Genomic DNA, 6,329 nt, shown 5'->3' with positions numbered 1-6,329 from the left:
TGCCTTCGATGTCCGCCATGTGGATTTGATATCAGGACCCCAACAGATCGCGCATCATCACCGCCGACCTGACCGATAAATCGGCGTCCGAAGCCCGTGAACGAAGCCGATGATGAACGGAGTGGGTTTCCATGATTTCGTCGATCTCTCGCCAGGAATCCGATTCGTTCTCCAGTCGAACCCCCGGCACGTGGGCATCCGTGACCCCTCTGATCAGGAATTCGGAGGGCGTCTCAATGGTGAGATGAGCCTTCAGGGTCTCCCGGCACGCCTCCATGACGCAAGCGCGGAGGCCCTCCACGGCAGCGGCGCGGCCTGTCGGATCCTTCATTACGGCACCGAAGGTTCGTTCGTCTATGCGACCGTTTTTGTCATGTGACCTAAGGGAAACGACCCACGCGGCCTCGCCGTCCGGAGAGACATCAGTCGAGGTGAACGCCGTTATCCATCGTTCGGAACCCTCTGTGAGGGCGGGGGCGCTGGGTACTTGATCGTGCCCCAAGCGGACCTCGTCGTGATGCTCCTTTCGCTCCTCGGAGCGGCGACGCTTGTCGGCGCGCTTGCGGGCGAGAGTCCTCTGATCCACCAGACGGCACGGTTCCATGAAATTAACCGGCTCATTCACACCGGACAAAAGAACTTGCACCTGTTCGGTGAGTGCTCGACGCGTGTGCAGAGGCCCCCAAGCGTTTACGAGAACGACCAAGGCGGCATCCAGAACGCTGGTCGGAAAATGATCGTCGATGTCGTCATCCTGCATGCGGACGTAGGCGGTTTCGAGGTTTTGCAGGATGATGCCGGCCGATCCGGTTACTTCGGCGACGTATTTATCCATGGTTTCGTCGTCGAAGGAAACCGCCGGGCAATCCCAATTGTCGCCGTCTCCGGCGATCTCGCGAAGCCTATCCCTCAGCACGAGTGAGGCGTGCTCGATCTCAAACCACTCCAATACGATGTTCATCGCGGCTTGCCAGAGCCCGGGAAGGAAGCGGTGGGAGAGTTTCGCGCTAACGAGCGGAGCGTCCGCGTTGATCAACGCGTCGCTCACATAAGACCGGGCCGTTCGTTTTTCTGACGCTGAAGCGTCTTTGCGAACGGCCGCATCGAGTTGAACTTCACTCATTCTCGCAGGCTCCCGCTCGGTGCATCGTATTTTCAAATGATGCGCCGAGCGGCAGAACCTAACAAGAGGCGAGATTTAGGCGGTTGCCTTTGCTTTCGTGGTCCGGCGGGCGGATGTCTTCGCCTTGGCGTTCGTTCGCTTGCCCGTTTTCTTATGCTGAGCGGCGGTGCCGAGTCCCTGCGCCTTCGCGATGGCGCGCTTCTCGGCGGAGTAGCCGGGGGCCGTCATCGGGTAATCAGCAGGAAGATCCCAGTACTCGCGGTATTCCGCAGGGGTCATCTTATACTTGGCCTTCAGGTGCCGGGACATCATCTTTTTCTTGACACCGTCGAACAGGCAGATGATGTGGGCGTTCTGAATCGAGTCATTCCTGTCGATAATCGGCTCCGTGGGCAGGTCACTGAACCGCTCCCGAATGGTCTGCGGCGTGGAGGCGATTTCAAGCTGCGGAGCCTCTTCGCTCTCTTCCTCAACGACTTCGCTCGAAGTCTCCTTCACTACCGCGGGAGCCTTCGTCTTCTTGGTCACTGCTTTTGGGGCCTCCGCCTGAGGAGCCGGAGCTGCAATTTTCGGAGCCTCCGCCTGAGGGGCAGGAGCTGCAATCTGTTTGGCGGCGGGAGCGGCGGCAACCTGTGCGCCCGGCTGAACGAAGGACAGGAGCGTCGCTCCGATGTCCCTGATGAAGTCCTTTACTTCGCTCGGCGACATCGGATTGGTCGTCTGCTGGGTGGTTGTGATCTTGGTGAGACCTTCTATCAGAAGATTCCCTGTCGGTTCATTTTGCATCTGAAAAGCTCCTCAGCTTTTTCGTTTCAGTGCCCCGATATCCTCATGGCGGTGAAGTATCGATGGGGTTGGTCACTGCTGATGGGATTGGCGTAATGCAAAAGAACAAGAGGCGCAACAAAAAAGTTGACAAGTTCATGTTTTGTTCTCGTAGAATCCATTTTTAGCTGTTAAATTCCTATTCACGAGGCCAGTTTTGCTGGAATTTAATCGCCCTCGAATGACCAGTATCGGTGCGTTGAATCGGATTTCGCAGGAATTTAATGTCAAAAATTGAAGATCGAAGCCCAGAAACCTGGTCTCGTATTGACCAATCGGAGTGCCTTGGGCGAACATCCCTCTTGAATTCCTGAGAGAAGCCTGATGAACATTACTTCGAGCCCGAACAACGCCGCCGGGAAATCTCCGAATTGGAATTCCAACGGTTGCGCCAATCCGCTAGATATTCTTCGCAAGATATTCGGTTATCCCGAATTCAGGGAGGGTCAGAAGCGCGTCGTGGAAACGGCGATGCAAGGGTCCAATACGGTCGTGCTGTTTCCGACCGGGGCTGGCAAATCTCTTTGTTATCAGGTTCCAGCCATCTCCAGACCCGGAATGGGTGTCGTGGTCTCACCTCTCGTGTCACTCATGAGGGATCAGGTACGGAGTTTGAGGGAAAACGGCGTGGAAGCCCACTACCTCTCGTCCGAGGACTCCCTTGAGGAAAGAACGCGAATCAAGAAATCCGTCGACAGTCGCACGGCGGACATCCTTTTCATTTCTCCGGAAAGGGCGGTCAGCTTAGGTTTCGAGAACCTCATAAGGAATGTCGAGTTGTCGCTCATCGCGATCGACGAGGCCCATTGCGTATCCCAGTGGGGTCACGACTTCAGGCCCGAATACCTAAAGTTGGGAGGATTTCTGGCGCGCCACGAGGGAACTCCAAAGATGGCTGTTACGGCGACGGCCGATCCGATAACGAGGGCCGATATAAGGACGCTTCTGGGTCTTGAGGACGCGGTCGAGTTCTCAGCCAGTTTCGATAGGCCCAACATCGAACTGGAAATCATCGACGCGCCCGGATCGGAGGCTCATATATCGAGCGTGCTTTCGGAAAGGGACGGAAAATCCGCGATCGTATTCTGCCGGAGCAGAAGGAGGGTTGATCAAATCGCAGAACACCTGAAATCGGGAGGCGTTAGGGCCGTTCGCTATCATGCTGGGCTTTCGCCCGAGGAACGATACGAGGCGCAAGAAGCCTTCTTGAATGAAACCGATATCGTCGTGGTCGCCACCATCGCCTTTGGCATGGGAATCGACAAACCGGACGTTCGCCTCGTCGTTCACTCCAATCTTCCGGGGTCACCTGAGGCCTATTATCAGGAGATCGGACGAGCCGGACGCGATGGCGGACCTTCGAAGGCGATAGCGTTCAATTCCGTTCGGAATGCCGGACAGGTGTCGATCGCGATCGCGGCCGAGATATCGGCGGCGACCGGGAATGACGAGAGAAACCGAGCACTGACCGCATATCGCAAATTCCTCATGATGAGAGGCTACGCGGAATCCCACCTTTGCCGCAGATCGACACTACTTCCCATCTTCGGCGAGAAACACGGCGGATCCTGCGGCAACTGCGACAGGTGTAAGGTGCCTGCTGAGATATCAGATTTTAGCAAGAACGCCGCCAAATTGATCAAGGCCGTCGCCGAAACTGGACAATCATTCGGAGCCGGATATCTCATCTCCGTCCTCACGGGTGTCGGGACAGACAAAGTTCTGAATAACGGTCACCAAGGGCTCGGCTCGTTCGGTAACGGAAAAGACATCGACGGAAAAATATGGAAAACCGCGATCAGGCAAATGGCCGCAGCAGGATTCCTCGAATACCTTCCAGCTGGCGGAATCGCGGTCACGCGACTGGGGCGCAAGGCGGGAGAGGGGGGTCTCTCCGTCGGGATTGCGTATCCAAACAGACAAAAGAAGCCAAGGAAGCTCGGGAAGAGAGTTCAAGCCGCTTTGCCACGAAGAAGCGCCGCTTTGATGCGATCACTGGAGGATTACAGGAGATCCGCAGCGAACGAGAGGGGGCTGAAACCATTCGAAATCATGTCGGACAGGATCATTGAAAGGCTGGTCGCGCAACGGCCGGGTTCAATTGCCGAAATAGAGAGCATCACTGGTTTCGGTAGTGAGAAACTGAAACGGTATGCGCCGGACATCCTTGAAATTATCTCCAATGGGACATTGGACGAGAGCGAAGCCTCCAGAGACGTTGCGCTCTTCGATTGAGGGAGAATCTCAGGATGCGTTTGGAACGACCCCGAATTTCAGCCGGGCGCAGGCCCCCTCAAGCGCGCGATGCGTACTTCCCGCGTAGAAACCCGTCTTTTCGATGTGAAACGTTTTCTCGTTCTCTACAATGACCCAGCAAATGTGGCGGCCATTAGTCTTGACATCGTACCCCGGGAGAATAACGGCATCCTTGGGGATATTCTTGTCGGTGGCGAGACCGTACACCTCCTTCGCCTTCTTCGGGGAAACGGCAAGTTTTACGAGGCGCATGTCGAAGTCTGGGTCGGTCACCCTAGGCAGAAGCATGGACGACCAGTGAGTATCTTCGACGACGGGCCGGGCTTCAGACTTCTTCGTTTCCATGACCTTCAAGTCGGTCTGATTACGTGAGGATGATTTCGCAGCGGCGGATGTCGTTGTTTGTTGCGGTTTGGTCTTCGGCGATTGCGAGGACCTCTTTCTCGGGGACTTGGCGACAAACGTGTCGATAGCCTCGGTGACCGCCGCGATCTCGTCGGCCCTGAATGTCGCCGAACCACCAGTGAACTCATCGACCAATTTCAAGGTTGCTTCGTCGGGGAGCTCGTTCAATCGGCCCCCCTCGGTGAATATCGCTAACACGTTGGCGACCGAAGCGTATGCCCCGAGCGGAATCTCGATCGAACGACGCTTCCTCGAAATCCGAACCGTGCCGGCCGCGACGTTGGTCTTCGCCTTGAAGTCCTGCGGAAGACGCAGTTCTTTTGACGCGTCCTGCTTTTTAGACTGGGCGACGGAGTTCATGGGTGGTTCCTTTCGAGAGCGATGGGGTACGCTTTTTATCTATGTGTCGTAAGAAAAATCGTCCTTTACGGGCGATTTGTCAACAAGATAAGGCTCGGCTTCGTTAACGAGAAAGCGGAGAAGTCTGTCGTTCGTGAGCTTTTCGTCCGCGCTTTCGCACTCCCACAGAACGAGCGAATCCCAGCGAAGTTCGGTCAGAAGACGAATGTGCGTAGCTGAGGACGTTGGTGGAGATTTTCTTGCGCCACCATTCGCGGCGGGTCCTGAGAAGCATCGCTCTTTGACAGTCGGGATGACAGCCGGGATGGAAGTGCCAGAAGCAACCGTGCACGAACACGGCTATCCGTCGTTTCCGAAAGACGGGGTCAGGACTTCTGGGAGATCCTTGGCGTGAAGCCCGCATCCAAACCCGGGACGACACACTAGATGCCTCACGATCATCTCGGGTTTAGTGTCCTTCGACTTGACCGTGCGCATCGTAGCCGATCGACTAGGAAGGGATCCTGATCGTCCATGTCCGGACGTTAACACAGTGAATGCGGAATACGATGATGTCTTTGAAAAAAACGCGCCTCGACAAAGTTCTCGCCGTCGACTTTGAAATGACCTGTTGGGAGGAGGGGCCGTCTCCGGAGCGGCTCCCGGAGATCATAGATGTGGGGTTGGTGGAGATTTCGACGGAAAACCTGACAATAACTCGGTCCGATAGGTTTTTCGTGAGACCTAAATGGTCAAGCGTGTCCGAGTACTGCACCCGGCTGACGGGTATAACAAACGAAAACCTAAGGAGACACGGCCGCCCGCTTCCCGAAGTGGCGAACGCGCTCAAGCGGAAGTGGGGGAGTGGGTCCAAGCTTTGGATGGCCTGGGGCAGGGACGACATCGTGATCGAACGCGACTGCGTGAAGCACGAAATCGAAAACCCGTTCTCCCGAGCGTTCCGGAACCTGGGGCTGGAATGCACGATAGACTCCGGTCAAACGGAGAACGCAGGACTGCACCGAGTCATGGGGGAGATGGGCCTTGAACCTGGTCGCGGGCGGCACACGGCCCTCAACGACGCCATGGGTCTGGCCCACGTCTGGATCGCTAGAACCCGATCCATGCGCCAAGGTTCGGAATGCGGGATTCAATACTCCTCGAATCATTTGTAATCTGTTCGGACAAGAAACAGGATAGGGTAACCGCTGCTTCCTGAAGACGAGAATGCTGTCCGTCTTCATCCGAACTGCGCGCTGGGAACCCCGTCCTTCAGGGCGGGGAGGCGTTAATGAGGTCAACGGCTCTCCGACGGGCGAATTCTCCACGAATCTGCCGAGCTTCGTGCCGTATACCTCGCTGCGCGAGGTGCGCTCTTGAC

6 protein-coding genes are annotated in these 6,329 nt (G+C 56.2%); 2 read left to right on the top strand and 4 right to left on the bottom strand.

Annotation, left to right across the window (positions count from 1 at the left end; all coding sequences use genetic code 11):
* Positions 1 to 31 precede the first annotated feature (31 nt).
* Entirely contained in the window at positions 32 to 1,123 is a 1,092-nt protein-coding gene (locus E1297_RS05225) for a hypothetical protein (protein ID WP_155134837.1), read from the bottom strand.
* Positions 1,124 to 1,198: 75 nt separating this feature from the next.
* Positions 1,199 to 1,909, bottom strand: coding sequence for a MucR family transcriptional regulator (locus E1297_RS05220; protein ID WP_155134835.1), 711 nt, complete (start codon positions 1,907 to 1,909; stop codon positions 1,199 to 1,201).
* 363 nt (positions 1,910 to 2,272) lie between these two features.
* Here E1297_RS05220 and E1297_RS05215 point away from each other — a divergent pair, with 363 nt between their 5' ends.
* Positions 2,273 to 4,183 carry a RecQ family ATP-dependent DNA helicase gene (locus tag E1297_RS05215; RefSeq protein ID WP_155134832.1) on the top strand — a complete coding sequence of 637 codons (1,911 nt, stop codon included), beginning with the start codon at positions 2,273 to 2,275 and terminating at the stop codon, positions 4,181 to 4,183.
* A gap of 9 nt (positions 4,184 to 4,192) precedes the next feature.
* On the opposite strand, the gene E1297_RS05210 is transcribed toward E1297_RS05215, so the two are convergent.
* Positions 4,193 to 4,969, bottom strand: coding sequence for a hypothetical protein (locus E1297_RS05210; protein WP_155134829.1), 777 nt, complete (start codon positions 4,967 to 4,969; stop codon positions 4,193 to 4,195).
* A 103-nt stretch (positions 4,970 to 5,072) separates the two neighbouring features.
* Positions 5,073 to 5,372: a hypothetical protein gene (locus E1297_RS51230; RefSeq protein ID WP_368669464.1), complete on the bottom strand. Its 300-nt coding sequence runs from the start codon at positions 5,370 to 5,372 to the stop codon at positions 5,073 to 5,075.
* Between the two features lie 148 nt (positions 5,373 to 5,520).
* On the opposite strand from E1297_RS51230, the gene E1297_RS05200 reads away from it, so the two are divergent.
* Complete coding sequence (locus E1297_RS05200) at positions 5,521 to 6,123, top strand: 3'-5' exonuclease (RefSeq protein WP_196223199.1); 603 nt, start codon at positions 5,521 to 5,523, stop codon at positions 6,121 to 6,123.
* Positions 6,124 to 6,329 lie beyond the last annotated feature (206 nt).

This window comes from Roseibium sp. RKSG952 (assembly GCF_009711355.1).
Note: the sequence above shows the minus strand (reverse complement) of the source record. Positions and strands in the feature narration are given on the sequence as shown.

Bases quoted from the DNA above. Each gene is read 5' to 3' on its own strand.
- E1297_RS05225 (WP_155134837.1), bottom strand. From the start codon at position 1,123: ATGAGTGAAGTTCAACTCGATGCGGCCGTTCGCAAAGACGCTTCAGCG.
- E1297_RS05220 (WP_155134835.1), bottom strand. From the start codon at position 1,909: ATGCAAAATGAACCGACAGGGAATCTTCTGATAGAAGGTCTCACCAAG.
- E1297_RS05215 (WP_155134832.1), top strand. From the start codon at position 2,273: ATGAACATTACTTCGAGCCCGAACAACGCCGCCGGGAAATCTCCGAAT.
- E1297_RS05210 (WP_155134829.1), bottom strand. From the start codon at position 4,969: ATGAACTCCGTCGCCCAGTCTAAAAAGCAGGACGCGTCAAAAGAACTG.
- E1297_RS51230 (WP_368669464.1), bottom strand. From the start codon at position 5,372: ATGCGGGCTTCACGCCAAGGATCTCCCAGAAGTCCTGACCCCGTCTTT.
- E1297_RS05200 (WP_196223199.1), top strand. From the start codon at position 5,521: ATGTCTTTGAAAAAAACGCGCCTCGACAAAGTTCTCGCCGTCGACTTT.